The sequence below is a fragment of the Szabonella alba genome (assembly GCF_016765775.1).
Taxonomy (GTDB): domain Bacteria; phylum Pseudomonadota; class Alphaproteobacteria; order Rhodobacterales; family Rhodobacteraceae; genus Szabonella; species Szabonella alba.
The window spans coordinates 388430-409142 of the sequence record NZ_JAESVN010000001.1; the positions used below are offsets into that span (position 1 = coordinate 388430).

Sequence of the window (20713 nt, forward strand, 5' to 3'; positions counted from 1 at the left end):
GCCCCAGTCAGATTACCCCGGTCAGATCACCCAGTCAGATCGGTCTGCCCGCGCGGGCGCGGCAGTGCATCGCTGTCGGCGGGCAGGGCGACCAGACCGCCGAACCGCGCGCCATGCACGGCGGCGGGTCTGCCCGCGATCAGGCACAGAACGATTGCCGCCGCCTGCCAGCCGCTTTCCCCCTCACGCCGCCAGCCGATGCCCGCGCGCAGATCTTCGACCAGTTGCAGGCGCGCGCCGGTGCCATCTGTCGCGCGCAGGCTCAGGCAATCATCGCAGAACCGCCCCGGATAGCGCGGGTTCGGCACGACGTCCGCGCCGCAGCCCGGGCAGGGGGCGGCGGCAGGGGTCATATCCCCAGCTTGCCCGGAATCTCGCGCAGCGACCGGATCACCTCGGCCCCCACCGCCGCAAGCGCCGCACCGTCATCATGTTCGGCCAGCCCGAAACAGCGGATGCCCGCGCGCTGCGCCCCAAGGCATCCTGTAGGGCTGTCATCAACCACGACACAGGCTGCAGGATCGGCCCCAAGGGCGGCAGCGGCATGCAGCCAGAGACCGGGATCGGGTTTCGGACAACCCAGCGTCTGCCCGGAATAAAGATGCCCGCGAAACCGCGCCAAGATGTCAGGATGCTGGCCCAGCGTGATGCCCATTTTCCGGTCCGACCCGTTGGATCCCACGGCATAGGGAATGCCCGCCGCGTCCAGCCGGTCCAGCACCTCGGTCACACCGTCGATCAACCCGGTGCCCTGTTCCAGTTTCGCGTAGAGTTTTTCGTAGAAATCCGCGACCCAGCTTGGCGGCAGATCGGCACCAAGCGCGCGGGCCTTGTCGTAAAGCCCCTGCATCGTGCCGCCCAGAAACTGCACTTCCATCTCGGCCCGGGGCATCCGCAGGCCATGCCCGGCCAGATCCACGGCCAGAAGGTCAAAGGTCAGGCTTTCGCTGTCGACAAGCACGCCGTCACAATCGAACAGCACGGCACGGATCGGCGGGGTCATGGCAGGGCTTTCATCAGGGTTATCACCGTCTCGCCATAGCGGCGCTGGTCCAGAAGGTCAAAGCCGGGGGGCGGTGCGGGCGCGGTGCTTTCCTCCCAGACGATCCGCGCGCCGGGGGCGATCCAGCCGCCCACAAGGGCCGAGGCCAGCGCGGCCTCACCCAGCCCCTTGCCATAGGGCGGGTCCAGAAAGACCAGATCGAAGCCCGGGCCGCGATGCTCCCCCAGCCGTGTTGCGTCACGCCGGTAGACATCCGTGACCCCCATGGCTCGCAGGATCTCGATATTGCGCCGCAAAAGAGCGCGTGCCGTGATGCCGTCATCGACAAAGGTGACATGGGCGGCACCGCGTGACAGGGCCTCAAGCCCCAGCGCGCCGGTTCCGGCGAAAAGATCCAGCACTCGCGCGGCCGTCACCGGGTCACCGCCGACGGCCGCGCCATTCACCAGCAGGTTGAACACCGCCTCGCGCACCCGGTCGGATGTCGGGCGCAGATGGGCGCGGGCATCGCCCTCGCCCACCGGGGCCAGATGGGTGCCGCGAAATTTTCCGCCGATGATCCGCATCAGCGCAGCAGCGTCTTGAGATCGGTGGCCGGGTCGGCAACCAGTGCCGGATCGGGGGAGCGCCCCGCCTCGATCAGCCGTTTGGCGACCATGAAGCCGCGCGGATCATTCATCGCATCCACCGCCAGCAGACGGTCCCCGGCATAATACCAATGCGACAGCGCGCCCTCAGTGGCCCGCACCACGATCCGGTCATGGCCCGCATTCAGCCCCGCGATCTGCAGTTTCACATCATATTGGTCCGACCAGAACCACGGCATCGGCAGATAGGGCCGGTTCGCTCCGGTCAGGTTTGCGGCCACCGCCTCGGCCTGATCTATCGCGTTCTGCACCGATTCCAGCCGCATCCGGCCCCCGCCCACCACTGGGAATGACGCACAATCGCCCGCCGCCCAGACATGCGGGGCAGAGGTGCGGCCAAATTCATCCGTGGCGATGCCATTCTCCAGCGTCAGGCCCGCTGCCCCGGCCAGCGCGGTTTCCGGCGCAATGCCGATGCCGACGATCACCACATCCGCCGCGATCTCGCGCCCGTCCGACAGCACCGCACCTGTCACACGGTCAGTGCCGGTCAGGCGCTGCAATCCGGTCGATTCCAGCAGTGTTACGCCATGGCCGTGATGCAGGTCGCGGAAGAAATCCGAGGTTTCGCGGCAGGCCACCCGTTGCAGGATGCGCGGCGCCATTTCCAGCACCGTGACCTCAAGCCCCAGTTTGCGCGCCACCGCCGCCCCTTCCAGCCCGATATAGCCGCCGCCCACGACCAAGGCCCGCGCACCGGCATGCAGATGCGGGCGCATCGCATCCACATCGGCCAGATCGCGCAGCGTAAACACCCCCGGCAGCACACCTCCGATGGTCGCAGGCAGGCGGCGCGGCACCGAACCGGTGGTCAGCACCAGATCGTCATAGGCCAGCCGCCCGCCGCCCGACAGCGTGATCTGGCGCGCGGCGCAATCGATGGCTGTTACCGCCTCACCCATGCGCAGCGCGATATCGTTCTGCTGGTAGAACTCGACGGGGCGCAGGAACAGCCGTTCGGCGGGCACATCGCCCAAGAGATAGGCCTTGGACAAAGGCGGGCGCTGATAGGGGGGCACGGGTTCCGCCCCGACAAGGGTGACAGCACCGGTATGACCCAGTGCGCGCAGCCTTGCGGCCAGCGCCGCCCCCGCCTGACCGGCACCCACGATGACGATGCCCGCCTCTGTCCCAGCCTGTGCCGCGCGATCCGACATTTTCGCTGTCCTTTCCTGCCGCGCCGGCCTGATGGCGCCTTTTTCCGGCCTCGGCCCCGCCCGGGGCTGGTCTGAAACCGCGCCAGAGCCTATATCCGGCTTCAGAGGAAACGCAACCGAGAGGGACCGAGAGATGACCATTTCCACCGGCGACCGCCTGCCCGATGCAACCTTCGTGCGGATCGGCGCGAATGGCCCCGAGGAGGTGAGCGTCGAAACCCTCACCAAAGGCCGCAAGGTCGTGATTTTCGCCGTGCCGGGCGCCTTCACCCCGACCTGCCATTCGGCCCATGTGCCCAGCTTCATCCGCGCCAAGGACGGTCTGGACGGCAAGGGTGTCGAAGAGATCATCTGCGTTTCGGTCAATGACCCTTTCGTGATGAAGGCATGGGGTGAGGCGACAGGCGCCAGCGAGGCCGGGATTTCCCTGCTGGCCGATGGCAGCGGCGCTTTCGCCTCGGCCATGGGCCTGACCTTCGACGCGCCCGCCGTGGGTCTGGTCGGCCGCTCCAAGCGCTATGCGCTGATGGCCGAGGACGGCGTCGTGAAAGTCCTGCATCTGGAAGAATCCCCTGGCACCTGCGAACGCTCGGGCGGTGAGGCGCTTCTGGCTGCGATCTGACCTCAGTCCGGGCCGCATTCCGGGGAGTCCCGGGACATTGACAAGGCAAGGCCCCGCGCGCCAGTCCGCGCGGGGCTTTCCATTTTGATCCATGGCTCCTATAGCGGTTGGGCGGGATGACCCCGCCGAAGCTCCTGACAGGATCACGATGCGAACGATCACCACGACCGACGATCTTGCCGCCTTCTGCGAGGCCGCGAAATCCCAGCCCTATGTCACCATTGACACCGAGTTCCTGCGCGAACGGACCTATTGGGCAAAGCTTTGCCTGATCCAGATGGCGCTGCCGGGCAAGACCGGTGAGGCGGTTCTGGTCGATCCGGTCGAAGGCGCGGAGATGTCGTTGGAACCGCTTTACGACCTGTTCCGCCACAAGGCGACGGTCAAGGTCTTTCACGCGGCGCGGCAGGATCTGGAGATCTTTTTCGTCGAGGGCAATGTCTTTCCCGAACCGCTGTTTGACACGCAGGTTGCCGCCATGGTTTGCGGGTTCGGCGAACAGGTCGGCTATGAAACGCTGGTCCGCAAGATCGCGCATCAGCCGCTGGACAAGACCTCGCGCTTCACCGACTGGTCACGCCGTCCGCTGTCGGAGGCACAGCAGGTCTATGCGCTGGCCGATGTGACCCATCTGCGCGTGATCTATGAAAGCCTTGCCGCGCAGATCGCCAAAAGCGGGCGGCAGAAATGGGTCGAGGAGGAACTGGACGTTCTGACCGATCCGGCCACCTATACGACCACGCCCGATGAGGCATGGCAAAGGATCAAGACGCGCACCACTTCGGGCCGGTTTCTGGCCGTGGTGAAGGAACTTGCGCGCTTCCGTGAGGATTACGCGCAGAAAAACAACGTGCCGCGCAGCCGGGTCATCAAGGATGATGCGCTCCTGGAGCTGGCCTCGACCCGACCCGTGAATTCCGAGGAACTGGGCCGTTCCCGCCTGCTGCTGCGTGAGGCGCGGCGCGGGGATATTGCCGATGGTCTGATCGCCGCCGTGAAGGCCGGGCTGGAGGCCAAGCCCGAAGACCTGCCGAAGGTCGATGACAGCCGGGAACAGTTGCAGGTCAATCCGGCGCTGGCCGATCTGCTGCGCGTGTTGCTGAAGGCCAAGTCCGAGGATCTGGGCGTGGCGGCCCGGCTGATCGCCTCGGCCTCGGAACTGGACCTGATCGCGGCGGGGCAGCGCGATGTGCCCGCGCTGTCGGGCTGGCGGCGCGAAGCCTTTGGCGAGGATGCGCTGCGGCTGTGCAAGGGTGAGATCGCGCTGACGGCCAAGGGCAACAACATCAAGGTGTTGCGGCTCTGACGGCAGGGCCGCCGTCCGGAAACCGCCGCCCCTTTTTCTGTCCCGAAATATCCCGGGGGGTGAATTTGGCGCGAGCCAAAGAGGGGGGCAGCGCCCCCTTGTCTCCGGCTGGCAGCAGACGCCCCGGCGTGCCTTTCAGATCCCTGCCAGCCGGTCCATGCGCTCTGCCAGCAGGATATCCAGATCGCTCAGCCCGGCAATGGCATGGGTCGTCAGCGTCACCTCGACCCGGTGATAGGTATTGGACCATTCGGGATGATGGTTCAGCTTTTCGGCCCAGATCGCCGCGCGCATCATGAAACCCATCGCCTCAGCAAAATCGGCAAAACGATAGCTGCGGGTGATGGCCTCGCGCTCTGGCACAAGGGCCCAGCCCTTGGCCAGCAGGGCCTCCAGCGCGGCAGGATCGGGGGCTGCGTAGTCGGGCTGTTTCATGCCTTGGCCACCAGCGCATCATCCAGCGCCGTTGCCCGGATATAGGCCGGGCGGGCCACCAGCCGGTCGCGCCATGCCAGAAAGGCCGGGCGGTCGGGCAGGGTGCCGAATTGCAGCCCCCAGATCACCTGCGCGCCAACATAAAGATCCACCGCCGAAAAGGCCGAACCGCCCAGCCAGTCGTGGCCTTCAAGCGCGCCCTCCAGCGTGTCAACGGCGCGCTCGAAACTGCCATAGCCGACGAACCCGGATTTTCCGGGCGGTACCACAACCTCCAGCGCGCGATTGGTGACGGCGGCCTCAAGCGGGCCTGCGGCAAAGAACATCCAGCGTAGGAAAGAGGCGCGGTCATCGCCCTGCAAGCCTGCCTCGGGATAGGCCTCGGCCAGCCATGCGCAGATCGCGGCGCATTCGGTGACGACATGGCCCTCTTTCACCACGGCGGGCACTTTGCCCATCGGGTTGATCGCCAGATAATCGGGGCTGTTCATCGCCGGGCCATAGTCCAGCACCACCGTGTCATAGGGCTGGCCCACTTCTTCCAGCATCCAGCGCACGATCCGCCCCCGTGATTGCGGATTGGTGTAGAAGGTCAGCATTCCGGTCGCTCCGATTGATCCATCCTGCCAAAGCCTAGCCGCTTTGGTCGATTCGGCGGAAGGGTCCATAGCTGGTCATCACCTCGATCTCTTCATCCACGGCGCGGCGCTCGGCCTCAAGATAGCGCGCCACGGACTCGGAAAAAGAGGGTTCAGCCAGCCAGTGCAGCGAATGGACCGGGCGGGGCAGATAGCCGCGCGCCAGTTTGTGTTCGCCCTGCGCGCCCGCCTCGACCCGCGCTAGCCCCTGCTCGATGGCCCAGTCGATGGCGCGGTAATAGCAGAGTTCGAAATGCAGGCAGGGATGATCCTCGATACAGCCCCAATAGCGACCGTAAAGCGTATCGCGCCCGATGAAATTCAGCGCCCCCGCCACGGGCCGCGCGCCGTCAAAGGCCATGACCAGCAGGATGTCATCGCGCATCGCCTCGTGAAAGGCGGTGAAGGCCGCGCGGGTCAGATAGGGGTGGCCCCATTTGCGGTTGCCGGTATCCTGATAGAAGATCCAGAACGCGTCCCAATGTTCCGGCAGGATTTCATCGCCCGTCAGCGCCCGGATGGTCAGGCCTGCGGCGGCGGCGGTCTGGCGTTCCTTGCGGATCGCCTTGCGCTTGCGTGAGGACAGATCGGCCAGAAAGTCGTCAAACCCGTCATAGCCCCGGTTTTCCCAATGAAATTGCTGCGTGACGCGATGCAAAAGGCCCATCTCGGCCCCGCGTTCGGCCTCATCCCCGGTGCAGAAGGTGACATGCAGAGAGGACAGGCTGTTGGCCTCGGCGATCTGCATCGCGGCGGCAAGGATGGCGGCGGTGCCGGTCGCCTCCACCCCCGGAAGGGTCAGGAAGCGGCGGCCTGTGGCCGGGGTGAAGGGCACCGCGACCTGCAGTTTGGGGTAATAGCGCCCGCCCGCCCGTTCGTAAGCATCGGCCCAGGAATGGTCGAAGACATATTCGCCCTGACTGTGGGATTTGAGGTAAAGCGGGCAGGCCGCGATCAGCCGTCCGGCATCGCGCACCAGCAGCGCCTGTGTCTGCCAGCCGGTACCGGGCCCTGTGGAGCCTGACCCGTCCAGCGCCGCCAGAAAGCGATGGGTGGTGAACGGATCGCGCGGACGCCCGCCATCGGCCGCCTCTGGACAGGCCAGCGCATCCCAGTTCTGCGCCGGGATATCGGCGAAATCCTTGTGCAAGGTGATCTGGAATTCGGGATCGGTCATTCTGGCTTTCGCATCTGAAGGGGCGGAACGGGCTGAGAGTGCGGGACGGGGGCTGTCTGCCCCCGGCCTGCGGCAGCGCCGCAGTCTCCCCCGAGGATATTTTCAACAGGTGAAGATCGCAGGCATGGGCAGAGGGTGGCGCGCGGCGTCGCGGCGTCAAGGGCGAGGGGCGGGTCTGTAGCCTTCGAAGGTCACATTCGCGGCAATGCGGCGGGCCTTGTCCTCGTCTGCCTGCGATCTGATCGTCCAGCACAGGATCGCCGCCCCCTGCCGGGCCAGTTCGGCGACACGGGGGCGGCCCAGATCGGCGGCCTCATGCGACAGGAAGGACGCATCGCAGCGGTCATAATCGGGAATGGCGCACAATTCATCGCAGCGCGCGGGCGGCACGGGCGCCCAATCCGCCGGATCCCAGGCGGCGGTTGTCAGCCCACGCGGCAGATGCGGGGCAAGGGCTGCCAGAAGTGCCACCGAATGCGGGTTGAAGGACATCAGCGCCACGGGCCCCGCATAGCCCGCAAGGGCCGCCACGGTCGCGGCCTCAAGCCGTCCGTCGGTCGGGCCCATGCAGCCGGTCTGGTCTTTCAACTCAATCAGCAGCGCCGCCCGGCCCGCGACCAGCGCCAGCACTTCGGCAAAGGTCGGGATGCCTTCCTGCCCGCCGGACAGCGTGATGCGGCCCAGACGTTCTGCGGGCAGGTCGCTGATCAGCCCCTGATGCCCCGTCAGCCGTTCGAGCGCCTCGTCATGAAAGACCATCGCCACCCCGTCCGAGGACAGTTGCAGGTCGATCTCGATGCCGTAACCCCGGTCTATGGCCGCCGCGATGGCGGCGCGGCTGTTTTCGGGGCGGCCTGCCGCGCGATCATGAAAGGCGCGATGCGCGATCGGTGCCGCCAGAAAGGCCGGGGGGAGGGGAGGGGACATTCCGGGCACCGGGCCAGAGGGATCGGGGATTGGGGACAGGATCAGGCGATCTCGAAAATCGCCTCGATCTCGACCGCGACGCCGAAGGGCAGCGAGGCGGCAGAGACGGCAGAACGCGCGTGACGGCCCCGGTCACCCAAGGCGGCGACAAGGAAATCCGACGCGCCGTTGATGACCTTGGGCTGATCGGTGAAATCGGCGGTGGAATTGACGAAACCGGTCAGTTTCACGACCCGCACCAGACGTTCGATATCACCGCCGCAGGCCGCGCGCAGCTGCGCCAGCAGGCTGATCGCGCAGCATTTCGCGGCCTCGGCACCCTGTTCGACGGCCATGGTTTCCCCCAGACGACCCTTGAGCATGGCACCGTCCTTCTGGCTGATCTGGCCCGAGACATGCACAAGATTGCCGGTCACGACATAGGGCACATAATTCGCGGCAGGGGCCGGGGCATCGGGCAGGGTGACGCCAAGCTCGGCAAGGCGGGATTCGATGCGGGTGGCTGCGGTCATGGTCTTGTCCTTCATTGGCTTCGTCCTGCCATGTGGAGCCTGCGGGCGCAGGGCGCCATCGCAGGTTTACCCGTGGCAGGGCGGTTCGGGACGAGCCTATCCGCGCCGCCCCGCCGCCGCAAGGCAGGGCGGGCAAGGCTGTCGACACTGGCAAGGGCGCGCTGTGGATCAGTTGCCGAAGATACCCAGAACCTCTTGCAGGATGCGTTCGGCCAGATCGCCGCCCCCACCACTTGGAGCGGGGGCCTGCTGCTGGCGCTGGTCCGGGTAATAGGGCTGCTGTGCGTATTCGTCCTGCATGACGCTGCCATCGGCATTCATCACCGGCGGCAGGCGCGGCTCGGGGATCAGCATGGGCAGCGGGCGGGCGGGCAGGCCCTCATGCACGCGGATCATCACCTCCCGCCAGATCTCGGCCGGGATGCCGCCGCCGGTGACGCCCGACAGCGGGGTATTGTCGTCATAGCCCATCCAGACGCCCGCGACGTAATCGGCGGTGAAGCCCAGAAACCATGCGTCCCGCGCCGCCGAGGTGGTGCCGGTCTTGCCTGCCGCCTCACGCCCCGGAAGGCGCGCGCGCTGGCCGGTGCCTTCCTCGATCACGCGCGACATCATATAGGTCAGATATTGCGCGCTTTCCTCGGATATCACCCGTTCGCCGATACCGCCTGCCTGCCCGATCAGGGGCGTGTCATCGCCGCGCAGCCGCAGGTCGATCAGGCCGAAGGGCCGCACGGCGGATCCGCCGTTCAGGATGCCCGCATAGGCCCCGGTCATTTCCAGCAAGGTCGATTCCGATGCGCCAAGCGCAAGGGCCGGGCCATCGGCAAGGCTGCTTTCGACGCCGAAATCGGTGGCCACCGCGCGCACCAGATCACGGCCCATCGCCTCAGAAATCCGCACCGCCGAGGTGTTGACCGATTCTTCAAGCGCCTTGGTCAGGGTGATGACCCCGAGATATTTCCGCGTGTAGTTCTGCGGCGACCACGGCCCCGAACCGGGAATGTCGATGGTCAGCGGTTCATCCTGCACATAGTCCGCCGGACTGTAGCCGAAATCCAGTGCTGCGGCATAAAGGAAGGGCTTGAAGGCCGAACCTGTCTGCCGTTTGGCCATGGTGGCGCGGTTGAAACTGCCCGGCGGTTGCGGCTTGCGCCCGCCCACCATGGCGCGCACGGCGCCATCGGCCGACATCACCACCACGGCGGCCTCTGCGGTGGATCCTTCGCGCACCTTGGCCGCGAACACATCCGCCAGCGCCGATTCGGCTGCCGCCTGCAGGCGCTGGTCCAGCGTCGTGCGCATGGTGACATCTTCGGTCGTGGTGCTGGTCAGGAAATCGGGGCCTTCCGACATGACCCAGTCGGCGAAATATCCGCCGGTCTGCGATTCGGCGGCCTCGGACAGCGAGGCGGGGTTCTGGCGCGCGGCCTCGGCCTCGGCCATGGTCAGATAGCCCTGTTCCTGCATCAGACCGATCACCACGCCGGCGCGTTCGCGGGCGCGCTGCATATTGTTGGTGGGGGCGAAATAGGACGGCGCCTTCAGCAGACCGGCCAGCATGGCGGCCTCGGCAGCATCGACCTGATTGGCCGATTTGCCGAAATAGCGCTGTGCTGCCGCCTCGAACCCGCGCGCGCCTGCACCCAGATAAGCACGGTTCAGATAGATCGTCAGGATATCGGCCTTGGAATACTTGGCCTCCAGCGCCAGCGCATAGGGCACTTCGCGGATCTTGCGCCAGAGGCCGCCGCGGCGGCAGTCGCTTTCGTATTCGGCCTCGGATTTCCATTCGGCGGTGTCATAAGGCACGCCAAGGCACAGCAGCTTTGCCGTCTGCTGCGTGATGGTGGAGCCGCCATTGCCCTCAAGCGGGCCGCGCCCCTCGCGCAGGTTGATGCGGATGGCCGAGGCGATGCCGCGCGGGCTGATCCCCAGATGCCAGTAGAAACGCTTATCCTCGGTCGCGACCACCGCATTATGCAGGTGTTGCGACACTTTTCCGGCGTTGATCTGTCCGCCGAAACTTTCGCCGCGCCAGGCAAAGACGCGATCCTCGCGGTCCAGCAGCGTGACAGACCCGCGCGCTCGCCCGTCCAGCATCGCCTCAAGCGGGGGCAGGGTCGTGTAGAAATAGAACACCACCCCGGCAAGGATCATCGCGGAGACCGCGCCGACGCGCCAGGTGAAGCCCCACAGGATGCGGAACACGAATCGCACGAATGCCGCAATCCAGCCCAGAGGCCCGCGCGGACCCCGTGGCGGGCGCGGCGCGGATTTGCGCGCCGGTTTGGTGGCGCGGGGCTTTGCCGGTGCCGCCGCTCGTCTGCGATCCGCCACAAGGGGGGATCGACCATTGCCATTTCTGCTCATGCCTGTCTGCCGCCGTCTTGATGCCGCGCCCTTGATGCCGCGTCCCGCTCTTGCCGCGTAACATAGACCGGATGGGGCGGTTTGTGGAGGGTCAAGGCGAACGATTCGAATTGTTGATCTGCCTATTTTTTAATCTGATGGCCAAGTAAGTGCAAAAAATGTGCAAAAAGCCGGTTTTCACCCTGCGGATGTAGGGCGCTTTCCTTGTGCCGCAGCTTGGCGGCCCGCCTTCTGTCCTCGTTGGCCCCGCAAGAAAGGGCCGCCTGCTGAACGCAAAAGGGGATGAACGTGAAACTGATCATCGCAGCAATCAAACCGTTCAAGCTGGAGGAGGTGCGCGAGGCGCTCACTTCTATCGGCGTGCGCGGCATGATGGTGACCGAAATCAAAGGGTTCGGTTCGCAGTCCGGCCATACGGAAATCTATCGCGGGGCGGAATATGCCGTGAATTTCGTGCCGAAGGTCCGGCTGGAAATCGTGGTGACCGACAGCCTTGCCGATCAGGTCGTCGCAACCATCGCGACCACCGCCAAGACCGACAAGATCGGTGACGGCAAGATCTTCGTGCTGGATGTGGCGCAGGCCGTGCGGGTGCGCACCGGCGAAATCAACGATGATGCGCTTTGATCGCGCTGGGGAAGGGGAAACCGTGAAAATGTCGAACTGGAAAAACCTGACGGGGCTTGCGGTCTTGACCGCCGCTCTGGCCTTTCCGGCCCATGCGCAGGAGGTGGCAGAAACCGCCGAGGCCGCCGAAGCGGCGGTCGCCGTGGCCGTGCCGACCGATATGGCCTTCATCATGAACTCGCTGATCATGCTGATCGGCGGCTTCCTTGTGTTCTGGATGGCGGCGGGCTTTGCCATGCTTGAGGCTGGTCTGGTCCGCTCCAAGAATGTGACCATGCAGCTTCTGAAGAACGTCTCGCTGTTCTCGCTGGCCTGCTTTGCCTATTACCTGATCGGCTACAACGTCATGTATCCGGGCGACAGCTGGATCATCGAGGGCGTGTTCGGATCCATCGGCACCGCGGTGCTTGAGGCCGTGGGCATCGGTGCCGACGGGGCGGATGATTACAGCTATGCCTCGACCAGTTCGGATTTCTTCTTCCAGGTCATGTTCTGCGCCGCCACCGCCTCGATCGTTTCGGGGGCACTGGCCGAGCGTATCAAGCTCTGGCCTTTCCTTGTCTTCACGGTGGTGCTGACCGGGCTGATCTATCCGATTCAGGCCTCGTGGAAATGGGGCGGCGGCTTCCTTGATGGTGCGGGCTTCCTTGACTTCGCAGGCTCGACGGTCGTCCATTCGGTCGGTGGCTGGGCAGCCCTTGTCGGTGCCATCATCCTCGGGCCGCGTCTGGGCAAATACAAGGATGGCCGCGTCAATCCGATGCCGGGTTCCAGCCTGCCGCTGGCCACGCTGGGCATGTTCATCCTGTGGATGGGCTGGTTCGGCTTCAACGGCGCGTCGCAACTGGCGCTGTCCTCGGTGGGGGATGCTGCCGATGTTGGCCGGATCTTCGCCAATACCAATGCGGCAGCGGTCGGGGGTGTGATCGCGACGCTGATCCTGACGCAGATGATCTACAAGAAGGCCGATCTGACCATGGTGCTGAATGGCGCGCTGGCCGGTCTGGTTTCGATCACCGCAGAACCGTTGACCCCTTCGCTGGGTGTAGCCACCCTGATCGGGGCCGTGGGCGGCGTGATTGTTGTCTTCTCGGTGCCGCTGCTGGACAAGTTCAAGATCGACGATGTCGTGGGCGCCATTCCGGTCCACCTGTTTGCCGGGATCTGGGGCACGATTGCGGTGGTGCTGACCAACAGCGACGCGAATATCGGCACGCAGCTTTATTCGATCATCGTGGTCGGTCTCTTTGTCTGCGTCACCTCTGCCGTTGTCTGGTTCATCCTCAAGGCCACCATGGGCCTGCGTGTGGATCAGGAGGCCGAGGTGAACGGCCTCGACAAGGCCGAACTGGGGATGGAAGCCTATCCCGAATTCAAGGTCTGAGGCGCAAGCCCCTGAAACAGATCGGCCCGGGCGGTGACGCCCGGGCCTTTCCTTTTGGAGCGACACCCTGAGGGCGCGCAGGCGTGGCCGTTCAGACCCCGATCAGACCCCGGTCGCGACAATCGCCCGGGCCAGCACGGGCACCGTCGCCGCATTCAGACCCGCAATGTTCAGCCGCGAATCGCCGACCATGTAGATGCCGTGATCGCGGCGCATGGCCTCAACCTGTTCGGGGCTCGCGCCAAGGCGCGAGAACATGCCCCGGTGATGCGCGATGAAATCGAAGCGGTCGGAATTGGTCAGGCGGCGCAACTCGTCCGCCAGTTGCCGCCGCAGGCCCAGCATCGACAGCCGCACCTCTTCCAGTTCCGCCTGCCAGTCGGCGCGCAGGGCCTCATCCGTCAGGATCATCGTCACCAGACGCGCGCCATGATCGGGCGGAAAGCTGTAATTTTGCCGGTTCAGGAAGGCCAGATTGCCCTGCAGCACCGGTTGCTTCGCGGCCCCGGACGCGATGGCCAGCAAAAGTCCGGCCCGTTCCCGGTAGATGCCGAAATTCTTGGAACAGGAGGCCGCGATCAGAACCTCGGGCAGGCGCGCCGCAATCAGCCGCGTGCCCGCCGCATCCGCCTCAAGCCCGTCGCCAAAGCCCTGATAGGCAATGTCGATAAAGGGCAGCGCGTTCTTGCGGATCAGCAAATCAGCAACCGCGCCCCATTGCGCAAGGGTCAGGTTTGCGCCTGTCGGGTTGTGGCAGCAGCCATGCAGCAGCACGACATCGCCCTCGGCCACGGCCTCCAGATCCGCCAGCATCGCGTCGAAATCCACGCCGCGCGTTGCCGCGTCGAAATAGCGGTATTCGGCCATTTCGATGCCCAGAAAGCGGATGATGGACGGGTGGTTCGGCCATGTCGGGTTCGACAGCCAGATCTTCGCCCCGGGCCGTGCCAGCCGGATCAGTTCCAGCGCCTGCCGGATCGCGCCGGTGCCGCCCGGCGTCGCGATGGCGGCAATCCGCCCGGTCTCCACCGTATCCCCAAGGATCAGACCGGACAGCGCCGCCGCATAGGCCGGATCGCCCGCCAATGTGGTATAGGTCTTGCTGTCCTCAACCTCCCACAACCGCTTTTCAGCGGCCTTGATGGCCCGCATGACCGGCGTCAGGCCGGTCGCATCCTTGTAGACGCCCACACCAAGGTCGATCTTGTCGCGGCGCGGATCCTCCTTGAAGGCCTGAATCAGGGCAAGGATCTTGTCGGCGGGCTGTGGTTTCAGGGCGTCGAACATCAGGGAACTCCGATACGTTCAGAAAAGGGGCGGGGACGGGCGGACCGGTGCCGCGGTCACGCGGCGGGGCCGGTCTCGACCTTCAGATCCTCATACATGCCCCATTCGGCCCAGGATCCGTCATAGAGCGCGTGGTTCCTGTGGCCGATCCGTTCCAGCGCCAGCGACAGGACCGCCGCTGTGACCCCCGACCCGCAGGTCGTGATCGCCGGGCGGGTCAGGTCCACCCCCGCCGCCTCGAACGCGGCGCGCAGATCGGCGGGCGGCTTCATCGTGCCATCGTCCTGCAGCAATGTGCCGAAGGGCAGGTTGCGCGATCCGGGAATATGGCCCGCGCGCAGGCCCGGGCGCGGCTCGAGCGCGTCGCCCCGGAACCGGGCGGCGGCGCGGGCGTCGATGATTTCGGCCTCACGCAGTTTCGCGGCATGGGCCACCTGCGTCACATCCTTCACCAGATGGTTCTGACGGCTGATGGTGATATGCCGATCGCGCAGCACCGGGGGCATATCCTCAATCTCGCGGCCCTCGGCGCGCCATTTCGGCAGGCCGCCATCCAGCACCGCCACATCGGTCTTGCCCATCAGGCGGAAGGTCCACCAGACGCGGGCGGCCGAAAACAGCCCCGCCCCGTCATAGATCACCACCTGATGCCCGTCGCCCACGCCCATGGCCCGCAGGCGCGAGATGAATTTCTCGGGCGGGGGGGCCATATGCGGCAGGCCGGACCGCTGATCCGAAATATCCTCGATATCGAAGAACCGCGCGCCGGGGATATGCCCCTGGGCGTATTCCGCCTTCGCATCGCGCTTCTGGTCAGGCAAATACCACGAGGCATCCAGCACCCGCAGATCGGGATCCTTCAGATGGGCGGCAAGCCAGTCAGTCGAAACCAGTGTTTTCGGGTCATCGGCGGGCGATGGGGTCATGACGGGCCTCCCTTGGCATCCCGGCCCCGGATAGCCCGTCAGGCCGTCCCAATCAAGCACAGCCAGTGTCCTTCACCTGTTTCGAAATATCCTCGGGGGTGAATTGGCCGCAAGGCCAAGAGGGGGCAGACAGCCCCCTTTCGCCGTCACGTCAGGAATTCTGCTTCAGAAGCCGCGCCTTCTGCCGGTTCCAGTCGCGTTTCGCCGAGGTTTCGCGCTTGTCGGCCAGTTTCTTGCCCTTGGCGATCCCTATCTTCAGCTTCACGATGCCCCGGTCGTTGAAATACATCCGGATCGGCACCAGCGTCATGCCTTCACGCGCCGTCGCATTCCACAGCCGCGCCAGTTCCCGCCGTGACACCAGCAGCTTGCGCCGCCGCCGTTCCTCATGCCCCCAGGTCTTGGCCTGCAGATAGGGGGCGATATAGCCGTTGATCAGCCATAATTCGCCATTCTCGACCGAGGCATAGCTTTCCCCGATATTGGATCCGCCCTGTCGCAGGCTTTTCACCTCGGACCCGAAAAGGATGATGCCCACCTCGAGATCATCCTCGATGGCGTAATCGAACCGCGCCCGGCGGTTTTCGGCGATAAGTTTGCTGTTGGGATCTGATTTCGGTACCATGACCGGCCCGAGATAAGCGCAGGCTGGCCCTCTGTCCAGTGGCCGCAGTGCAAAGCGTCAGGCAGCAGGGACGTGGCGTCATACGGGGTGGCAGGCATTGAACATGGTTCATGTCTGTGGAAAATATTTTGAACGACGTTCATAGCAAGGAGGCTGCCATGCCCGATCTCGTCAATACCGAAGATCTGGTCCGCGAAGGTGTGCTGAGCGCGGAACAGGCCCGGATCATCGCCGCGCGGTCGCGCAGCGCTATGGTCGCGCTGGGGGTCAATGCCTTGCTTTGCGCGGGCGTCCTTGCGGCGGCGCTGGGCTTTGTCTTCTGGCTGGCCGATCCCGTTGCGGTCGCGGTGCTGGGCGGGCTGTTTCTTGCACTGGGTGCCATGCTGCTGCTGCGCGGGACATCTGCGATGCCGATGATCGGTAATGCGGCGGCGTTGATCGGGGCGGTGATGCTGGGCGCGGGATCGGCGGTCGAGATTCTGGACAAGCTGCCACAGGTCGCAGGCGGCTGGGCGCTATTCGTGATGGGGGCGGTGCCGGGGCTTGCGGCCGCATGGGCGCTGCGGCGCGGACCCCCGGCCGCACGGTTCCTTGCGGGTGCGGTACTGCTGATCGCGCTCGCGCTGCATCTGCTGGGGCTGTCGCGCGCGATTGACAGTCTGGGCCTGCAGGTCCTGACCCTGCCGCTGGCAAGCCTTTATGCGGCGGTCCTGCTGGTTCTGGCGGGACTTGCAACCAATCTGCGGCCAGTGACGGCGCTGGCGATCCTGCCCTTCGCGCAGATGCTCAGTGGCGCGGCGCCCTATTGGTCGGAGATCTATGCGCTTTACTCGCCCGAACCGACGCTGACGATCCTGCAGATGGGGCTGTTGCTGGTGGCCAGTCTCTGGGCGGCCCGACACTGGTCCGAATCCCGCGACGGGCGCGTGGCGCGTCATGCGGGTCTCCTTGGCATCATGGCCTTCGTCGTGGGCAACCTGTCCTTCCTGATCGGCGCGCTGACGGGCGATGTTGTGGGGGACAGCTGGGCCGGGATAGGTCATGGCCGGTTCATCAGACCCGATGGCAGCCATGACTGGGAGGCCGCAGACGCCGCGCGCCGCGCCTATGCCGCAACGGCCCTGACGATTCCCGACTGGGTTTTCGCGCTGGTCTGGACGGCACTTCTGGCGGCAGGGGCGATCTGGACGGCGCATCGCGCGCAGCGGGGGCTGTTCAACACCATACTGACCTTTGCCGTGATCCATGGTGTCACCCAGACTTTTGACAGTTTCGGCGATCACCCGCTGGCCTATGTCATCGGTGGTCTGGCAGTGATCCCGCTGGCCTGGGGTGTCTGGCGGCTGAACCTCTGGTTCGAGGCGCGCACGCCCGCCTGATCGCGCCCGGCCTTGAAAAGCTGCCCGTAAGGCGGCATTGCAAGGGCATGAGCATGTTCCGGTCCCATATGGAGGCAGCGCTGGCCGAGGCGCGGGCCGCCGCCCTGCGCGGTGAGGTTCCGGTGGGCGCGGTCGTCGTGTCCCCCGCAGGCCGGATCATCGCCCGCGCGGGCAACCGCACGCGGGAACTGAGCGACCCCACCGCCCATGCCGAGATGCTGGCCATTCGCGCGGCTTGCAGCGCCCTTGGGACCGAACGTCTGGGCGGGCATGATCTTTACGTCACGCTGGAACCCTGTCCGATGTGCGCAGGCGCCATTTCGGCGGCCCGGATCGCGCGGCTCTACTATGGCGCGGCAGATCCGAAATCGGGCGGGGTGGCACAGGGCGCACGGGTGTTTTCACATCTGCAATGCCACCATGTGCCGGAAATCTATGACGGCATCGCGGCGGGCGCGGCCGGTGACCTGCTGACCACTTTCTTCGCCGGTCGGCGCTGAAGCATTCATCCAGCCCTTCCTCCTGCCGCCAATAGCCGCGCCGGAGGCATCCCGGCGCAGTTCTGGCCTTGTCAGAGGGCAATTGCCTCCATCACCTGCGGCTCGATGACCTGCACGCCGGGCAGGCCCGTGATCAGATCATCCGCCGATTGCGCAAGGATCGGGAATGTCCGGTAATGGCAGGGGATCACGGTCTTGAAGTCAAAAAACTTCCGCGCCGCAAAGGCCGCGCGCTTCATGTCCATCGTATAATGGCCCCCGGCACAGAGGATGCCGATATCGGGCTGGTGATATTCCGCCATCCAGCCCATATCGGCCATGATGTCGGTATCGCCCGAGACATAGATCACATGGCCCTCGCCCGCGATCATGAACCCGGCCTCGGACCCTGCGGGGATCAGACCCTTTGAGGTGAAATCGACGCTGGCGGAATGGGTGGCGTTGACCATCGTGACCGCAGCCCCGCCCAGATCAAGCGTGCCGCCCTTGCCAAACCCCATGGTCTTGACCCGGTCCTGCGCGCCCAGCCACTCGGAAAGCTCATGGATACAGGCAATCGGGATGTCCTTGTCCCGTGCGATTTCCGCCGCATCCCCTGCATGGTCGCCATGGCCATGGGTCAGCAGGATATGGGTCGCGCCCGCCAATGCCTCATCCCGCCGTCCGGCGGGAAAGACCGGATTGCCGGTCAGCCATGGATCCACCAGCAGCACGGCCTGTTCGATCTCGATCCGGAATCCGGAATGGCCCAGCCAGATGATCTTCATGATGTCTCTCCTCTATGCGGAACGGGGTCTGCGCCGTCGAAATTCCCGGCAGCGGGCGCTGGCAGGGGATCCGGCAACCCCGCCACGGCGGCGGCCAGATCCGCCTTGCAGCGGGCGATGATGAAATCGACGAACAGCCGGATCTTGGGGTCGCGCAGGCGGCGATGCTGCGTCAGGCAGGTCAGTTGCGTGGGCTGCGGCGGGGTCGCGACGGCCACGGGCAGAAGCCGCCCCTCGCGCAGATGCTGCGCCACCTCGAACAGCGGTTTCAGAACGATGCCGCGCCCGTCCAGCGCCCAGCCGGTCAGCACATCGCCGTCATCCGATTCGAACGGTCCCGCAATCTCGTATCGGCGCGGGCCGTCCTCGGTCTGCAGCGTCCACTGGAACTCCTTGGCGCCGGGAAAGCGCAGGTTCAGGCAGTCATGCTTGTCTGCCAGCAAGGCCGCGCCATCAAGGGGCATCCCGCGCCGTTCGATATAGGCGGGCGCCGCGCAGAGCACGCGCGGGCAATCGGCGACCAGCCGCATTTTCAGCGTCGAATCCTCCAGCGTGCCCAGATGGAAGGCCACATCCAGCCCTTCGGCGGTCATGTCCACATGCCGGTCCGACAGGCGCAGGCGCAGGTCTATCTGCGGATAGATATCCTTGAAGGCAGGCAGATGCGGCCCGATGAAGCGCCGCCCGACCCCCAGCGGCGCCGCGACAAAGATCGTGCCGCGCGGGTTCTGGGTGACATCCATCACCGCCGCCTCGGCCTCTTCGATCGTGTCCAGCACCTTGCGCGCGCCGTCATAAAAGATGCGACCATTCTCGGTCGGTTGCAGGCTGCGCGTTGTGCGGTTGAACAGCCGCACGCCCAGATGTTTTTCTAGTTCCGAAATCCGGGATGACGCGACCGCCGCCGAAACCCGCTGATCGCGGGCTGCCGCACTCATGCTGCCCAGTTCATAGACACGGACGAACATTTTCAGCGTCTGCACATAGGACATGGGTTTTACCCCCTCGGGATCGGGTGATTATACGGCACGGCTTGAAAGTGATCTGCTATTTGTCGAATTAACAGAAAGGTGCGCCCCGGTATAGCCTTGCATATCGGCAGGATCACGAAAGGAAAGCGGATGGAACAGGCGTTGCACTGGGCGGTGCTCTGGGACTGGGTCGAGGTCGCGGTGCGCTGGGTCCATGTGATCACGGCAATCGCCTGGATCGGCTCGTCCTTCTATTTCATCGCGCTGGATCTGGGCCTGCACCGGGACCGCAACCTTGCCTCGGGCGCAGATGGGGAGGAATGGCAGGTCCATGGCGGCGGTTTCTACCATATCCAGAAATATCTGGTCGCCCCCGCCTCGATGCCCGATCACCTTGTCTGGTTCAAATGGGAAAGCTACGCCACATGGCTGTCGGGTTTTGCCATGCTGATCCTTGTCTATTACCTCGGGGCCGAGCTCTATCTGGTCGATCCCACTGTGGCCGATCTGGCGATCTGGCAGGCGGTGGCGATCTCGCTCGGCTCACTCGCCTTTGGCTGGATCGCCTATGACACGATTTGCAAGACGCGGTTCGGCGATGACAATACCCGGCTGATGATCCTGCTTTACATCCTGCTGGTCGCGATGAGCTGGGGCTATACACAAGTCTTTTCGGGCCGGGCGGCACTGCTGCATCTGGGGGCCTTCACCGCCACGATCATGTCGGCCAATGTGTTCTTCACCATCATGCCCAATCAACGCATCGTGGTGGCGGATCTGAAGGCGGGGCGGAAGCCCGATCCGAAATACGGCAAGATCGCCAAGCAGCGCAGCACGCATAACAATTACCTGACCCTGCCGGTGCTGTTTCTGATGTTGTCGAACCATTACCCGCTGGTCTTTGCCTCGCAATACAACTGGCTGATCGCGGCGCTGGTCTTCCTGATGGGGGTGACGATCCGGCATTATTTCAACACCACTCATGCCCGCCAGGGCAACCCGACCTGGACCTGGGCCGCGACGGCAATCCTGTTCCTGATCATCGCATGGCTGTCGACCGTGCCCCGGCCCGAGGATGCCGCCGCCCGGGCCGATCTGTCGGGGGAGGCGCTGCGCTATGCCAGTGCCGAAGGCTTCGATCAGGTCAGCGATATCGTGATGGGCCGCTGTTCCATGTGCCACGCGGCCGAACCGGTCTGGGAGGGGATGCACTGGCCGCCCAAAGGTGTGGTGCTGGAAACCCCCGAACAGATCGCGACCGAGGCGCGGCGGATCTATCTGCAATCGGGGCTCAGCCATGCCATGCCGCCCGGCAACCTGAGCTATATGGAACCGCAGGAACGCGCGGCCATCGTGCGCTGGTTCACGCAGGCAGCTGAAAAAGGTTGATCCTGCGGACGGCCAATAGGCGCGGGCAAGGGGCCGTCAATCCGGGGCAGGCCCGGTTCGG

At 65.0% G+C, this 20713-nt stretch carries 22 protein-coding genes; 7 read left to right on the forward strand and 15 right to left on the reverse strand.

Translation table 11 applies throughout. From position 1 onward, the window contains the following. Positions 1 to 26: 26 nt before the first annotated feature. Genes JL811_RS01775 through JL811_RS01790 form a run of 4 tightly spaced genes read right to left on the reverse strand, consistent with a single transcriptional unit; the run spans position 27 to position 2807 of the window. A complete protein-coding gene (locus JL811_RS01775) occupies positions 27 to 353 on the reverse strand; it encodes a hypothetical protein (RefSeq protein ID WP_202686568.1) in 327 nt (108 codons plus the stop codon). Then, a complete protein-coding gene (locus tag JL811_RS01780; protein ID WP_202686570.1) occupies positions 350 to 1003 on the reverse strand; it encodes an HAD family hydrolase in 654 nt (217 codons plus the stop codon). The genes JL811_RS01775 and JL811_RS01780 overlap by 4 nt, the downstream gene beginning before the upstream one ends. Next, entirely contained in the window at positions 1000 to 1569 is a 570-nt protein-coding gene (gene rsmD / locus JL811_RS01785; RefSeq protein ID WP_202686572.1) for a 16S rRNA (guanine(966)-N(2))-methyltransferase RsmD, read from the reverse strand. The genes JL811_RS01780 and rsmD overlap by 4 nt, the downstream gene beginning before the upstream one ends. Further along, on the reverse strand, positions 1569 to 2807 hold the full coding sequence (locus tag JL811_RS01790) for an NAD(P)/FAD-dependent oxidoreductase (protein WP_202686574.1): 1239 nt from the start codon (positions 2805 to 2807) through the stop codon (positions 1569 to 1571). The genes rsmD and JL811_RS01790 overlap by 1 nt, the downstream gene beginning before the upstream one ends. A 133-nt stretch (positions 2808 to 2940) precedes the next feature. Between JL811_RS01790 and JL811_RS01795 the strand changes: the two genes are divergently transcribed. Both JL811_RS01795 and rnd read left to right on the forward strand, forming a co-directional pair. Further along, positions 2941 to 3429: a peroxiredoxin gene (locus JL811_RS01795; RefSeq protein WP_202686576.1), complete on the forward strand. Its 489-nt coding sequence runs from the start codon at positions 2941 to 2943 to the stop codon at positions 3427 to 3429. A 148-nt stretch (positions 3430 to 3577) separates the two neighbouring features. Continuing rightward, positions 3578 to 4735, forward strand: coding sequence for a ribonuclease D (gene rnd / locus JL811_RS01800; protein ID WP_202686578.1), 1158 nt, complete (start codon positions 3578 to 3580; stop codon positions 4733 to 4735). A gap of 135 nt (positions 4736 to 4870) precedes the next feature. Here rnd and JL811_RS01805 read toward each other — a convergent pair whose 3' ends face one another. The 6 genes from JL811_RS01805 to JL811_RS01830 all read right to left on the reverse strand — a co-directional run bounded on the left by JL811_RS01805 (position 4871) and on the right by JL811_RS01830 (position 10797). Then, on the reverse strand, positions 4871 to 5170 hold the full coding sequence (locus JL811_RS01805; protein ID WP_202686580.1) for a 4a-hydroxytetrahydrobiopterin dehydratase: 300 nt from the start codon (positions 5168 to 5170) through the stop codon (positions 4871 to 4873). Beyond that, entirely contained in the window at positions 5167 to 5769 is a 603-nt protein-coding gene (locus JL811_RS01810; RefSeq protein ID WP_202686582.1) for a glutathione S-transferase family protein, read from the reverse strand. Before JL811_RS01810 ends, JL811_RS01805 begins: the two co-directional genes overlap by 4 nt. 34 nt (positions 5770 to 5803) lie before the next feature. Further along, the gene (locus JL811_RS01815; protein ID WP_202686584.1) at positions 5804 to 6985 is read right to left on the reverse strand and encodes a GNAT family N-acetyltransferase; all 1182 of its coding nucleotides are present in this window, start codon (positions 6983 to 6985) and stop codon (positions 5804 to 5806) included. A 156-nt stretch (positions 6986 to 7141) separates the two neighbouring features. Next, positions 7142 to 7912: a glycerophosphodiester phosphodiesterase family protein gene (locus JL811_RS01820; RefSeq protein ID WP_202686586.1), complete on the reverse strand. Its 771-nt coding sequence runs from the start codon at positions 7910 to 7912 to the stop codon at positions 7142 to 7144. Between the two features lie 41 nt (positions 7913 to 7953). After that, positions 7954 to 8424, reverse strand: a complete 471-nt coding sequence (locus JL811_RS01825; RefSeq protein WP_202686588.1) for a RidA family protein — start codon at positions 8422 to 8424, stop codon at positions 7954 to 7956. 168 nt (positions 8425 to 8592) lie between these two features. Continuing rightward, positions 8593 to 10797 carry a transglycosylase domain-containing protein gene (locus JL811_RS01830; RefSeq protein WP_202686590.1) on the reverse strand — a complete coding sequence of 735 codons (2205 nt, stop codon included), beginning with the start codon at positions 10795 to 10797 and terminating at the stop codon, positions 8593 to 8595. A gap of 288 nt (positions 10798 to 11085) precedes the next feature. On the opposite strand from JL811_RS01830, the gene JL811_RS01835 reads away from it, so the two are divergent. Together JL811_RS01835 and JL811_RS01840 are read left to right on the forward strand one after the other, a co-directional pair. Next, positions 11086 to 11424, forward strand: a complete 339-nt coding sequence (locus tag JL811_RS01835; protein ID WP_202686592.1) for a P-II family nitrogen regulator — start codon at positions 11086 to 11088, stop codon at positions 11422 to 11424. A gap of 28 nt (positions 11425 to 11452) precedes the next feature. Then, positions 11453 to 12808 carry an ammonium transporter gene (locus JL811_RS01840; RefSeq protein ID WP_202686594.1) on the forward strand — a complete coding sequence of 452 codons (1356 nt, stop codon included), beginning with the start codon at positions 11453 to 11455 and terminating at the stop codon, positions 12806 to 12808. Positions 12809 to 12910: 102 nt separating this feature from the next. Here JL811_RS01840 and JL811_RS01845 read toward each other — a convergent pair whose 3' ends face one another. From JL811_RS01845 to smpB, 3 genes are all read right to left on the reverse strand, one after another. Beyond that, positions 12911 to 14095, reverse strand: coding sequence for an amino acid aminotransferase (locus tag JL811_RS01845; protein WP_202686596.1), 1185 nt, complete (start codon positions 14093 to 14095; stop codon positions 12911 to 12913). Positions 14096 to 14151: 56 nt separating this feature from the next. Beyond that, entirely contained in the window at positions 14152 to 15021 is an 870-nt protein-coding gene (sseA, locus tag JL811_RS01850; protein ID WP_202686598.1) for a 3-mercaptopyruvate sulfurtransferase, read from the reverse strand. Between the two features lie 151 nt (positions 15022 to 15172). Then, entirely contained in the window at positions 15173 to 15646 is a 474-nt protein-coding gene (gene smpB / locus JL811_RS01855) for an SsrA-binding protein SmpB (RefSeq protein ID WP_202686600.1), read from the reverse strand. Positions 15647 to 15804: 158 nt separating this feature from the next. Here smpB and JL811_RS01860 point away from each other — a divergent pair, with 158 nt between their 5' ends. Together JL811_RS01860 and JL811_RS01865 are read left to right on the forward strand one after the other, a co-directional pair. After that, a complete protein-coding gene (locus JL811_RS01860; protein WP_202686602.1) occupies positions 15805 to 17025 on the forward strand; it encodes a hypothetical protein in 1221 nt (406 codons plus the stop codon). Positions 17026 to 17078: 53 nt separating this feature from the next. Beyond that, positions 17079 to 17525 (forward strand): nucleoside deaminase, encoded by a 447-nt coding sequence (locus JL811_RS01865; RefSeq protein WP_237684727.1) that lies wholly within the window; start codon positions 17079 to 17081, stop codon positions 17523 to 17525. Positions 17526 to 17596: 71 nt separating this feature from the next. On the opposite strand, the gene JL811_RS01870 is transcribed toward JL811_RS01865, so the two are convergent. Together JL811_RS01870 and JL811_RS01875 are read right to left on the reverse strand one after the other, a co-directional pair. Continuing rightward, on the reverse strand, positions 17597 to 18292 hold the full coding sequence (locus JL811_RS01870; RefSeq protein WP_202686604.1) for a metal-dependent hydrolase: 696 nt from the start codon (positions 18290 to 18292) through the stop codon (positions 17597 to 17599). Continuing rightward, complete coding sequence (locus JL811_RS01875; RefSeq protein ID WP_202686606.1) at positions 18289 to 19284, reverse strand: LysR family transcriptional regulator; 996 nt, start codon at positions 19282 to 19284, stop codon at positions 18289 to 18291. Before JL811_RS01875 ends, JL811_RS01870 begins: the two co-directional genes overlap by 4 nt. A 129-nt stretch (positions 19285 to 19413) precedes the next feature. Here JL811_RS01875 and JL811_RS01880 point away from each other — a divergent pair, with 129 nt between their 5' ends. Further along, the gene (locus JL811_RS01880) at positions 19414 to 20652 is read left to right on the forward strand and encodes a urate hydroxylase PuuD (protein WP_202686608.1); all 1239 of its coding nucleotides are present in this window, start codon (positions 19414 to 19416) and stop codon (positions 20650 to 20652) included. The last annotated feature ends 61 nt before the right edge of the window (positions 20653 to 20713 follow it).